1 protein-coding gene is annotated in these 1,999 nt (G+C 58.0%); it reads left to right on the top strand.

Annotation, left to right across the window (positions count from 1 at the left end; all coding sequences use genetic code 11):
• Positions 1-162: 162 nt before the first annotated feature.
• Positions 163-1,365 carry a serine hydrolase domain-containing protein gene (locus AX756_RS24240; protein WP_082739358.1) on the top strand — a complete coding sequence of 401 codons (1,203 nt, stop codon included), beginning with the start codon at positions 163-165 and terminating at the stop codon, positions 1,363-1,365.
• Positions 1,366-1,999: the final 634 nt, after the last annotated feature.

Here is a 1,999-nt window from a genome sequence, read left to right as displayed (position 1 = left end):
GAATGAAAGGAAACGAGCTTGACCCAGACGCCCAATTAGAGAAGCGGGCATTCTCTATGGTTCAGACCACGGGTCTATGAACCGGCACGGCGTCGGTGATACGGTCGAACGACGCGTGTGATTGGGCCACGTGGAGAACCTGGGAAATCCGTGGGGAAGCCAATGAGAACTGTCGAAACGTCGATGCTGACGGGTGGTATCCTCTCTTGGTTATTGGCGACGGCAGCATTTTGTGAATTCGTCGGGGTGGACCTTAAAACTTGTGGCGATGCACCTGAACCACCTGGTGCCTTGGTCGAGGCACTGGACAAGTTGCTGAAAGACACGGTGGATCCAGTGGGTGCCTATTCCAAAGACGGAATGAACGCGCCCGGTGCCGTCCTGCTCGTCCGATCCACCGACTGGGCGTATTTCAAGGCGGCGGGTATTTCCGACTTTGACAACAGCGCGCAGCTTGAGTGCGAGATGCCATTCGAGATCGGCAGCGCCACCAAGATGGTGACTGGAACGGTCCTGATGCAGTTGCAGGAAGAAGGCCGTCTTAACCTAACCGATCCGCTGCAAGCACATCTGCCAGAGATCGCCGGCCGATTGCCATTCGGCGACCTTATCACGCTCAGGCACCTTGCGACCCACACCTCCGGTGTCTTCAGTTACACCGACGACGCTCCGGACGGGACGCCCGGGATAATGGAAGGCGCGCTGAAGAACCCGGACATGCTGGCCGTGAGCCGAACACCTGCGGAACTGGTGGAATTCGCCATTGCCCACGGCGAACCGAGCTTTGAAGCAGGCGCCGATGGCCATTGGTCCTATTCAAACACCGGCTACATCCTGCTCGGATTGATCATCGAGAAGTTGGAACAGGCACCGCTGGCGGAGGTGTTCAAGAGACGCGTGTTTGAACCTGCAGGAATGGCGAACACGTTCCTGTGGAATGACGTTCCGTCTCCTGAGGTCGGCCTGTCGCGGGCCTGGTACAAGGCGCCTTTCGACCTGGAGACGACCGGCTGGAACCTATCCCAGGGCTGGGCGGCCGGCGGCATTATCTCGACAGCGCCGGACATGGCTCTCTTTATCGAACGGCTGATGGCCGGGTGGCTGTTTGCTAAAGCCGGTACACTCGACGCCATGGCCGATGGCGTACCGGCGCCGTATCCAAATCTGTCCTACGGTATCGGCCTGATAGGCAAGCCAGGCGATATGTTTGGGCATGGCGGCCAGACCATGGGATTTGAAAGCGATACAGCGCATTCGCCTACAAGTGGGACGACCATTGTCTTCTGGACAAACTCTGCAAGCAGTACAGCCGTTCTTGGGGTGCCGCTGATAACGATGGCGCTGGATGGGGCAAAGGTGCAGTAGGCAGTCCGTAGAGTTTGCGGGGGGGGGGGCGGCAACGGTTCAACCCGTGGCATCCGTGGACGGCTTGCCCACCGCCGTTCGCCCACAGCCGAAATTGCCGCACCATGTGTGTAATCCTGATTGGGGCGGATCTCTCCGCGACTTCGCTTCGACGACCGAGGCCGGTTCCAAAGGGCAATGCCGACGGTTTCCGCCAGAGTGAAGGCCCCAGCCGAGACAAATTGCCAACCGGTTGCCCCAAACGCGACTGCAGGTTCTGAAGCCTTGCCCCAAGTACAGGTCTGCGCCAAAGTTGGATTGCCGCCTCACATGTCCAATTTCCATGGATGCTCTTTTCCACGGGCGAATGGTCCGGCGGACCGCACAAGTAAATGACATGGGTCAATGTCGTTGCGGCGCACATGGCGCATCGTTCAATGCGTTAAATCGAAATCAGCCAAAGGCAAGGCAGTTCTACAGACAAACTTGGACCAGGGAGAGAACCAATGAACAATCGGATTGTGCTGCTTGCAGCAATCTTGGCAACTGCATCACTTGCCGGATGTGTAGAAGACACGGGATCCGCAAGCCCTCCTACCTCCAGCGGTCTGACACCTGGCTCCAACGAGCAAGCATATTATGACGATGGCTGTGT

This window comes from Aliiruegeria sabulilitoris, assembly GCF_001558155.1.
Lineage (GTDB): Bacteria > Pseudomonadota > Alphaproteobacteria > Rhodobacterales > Rhodobacteraceae > Tropicimonas > Tropicimonas sabulilitoris.
This window is presented reverse-complemented; position numbering and strand designations above follow the sequence as displayed.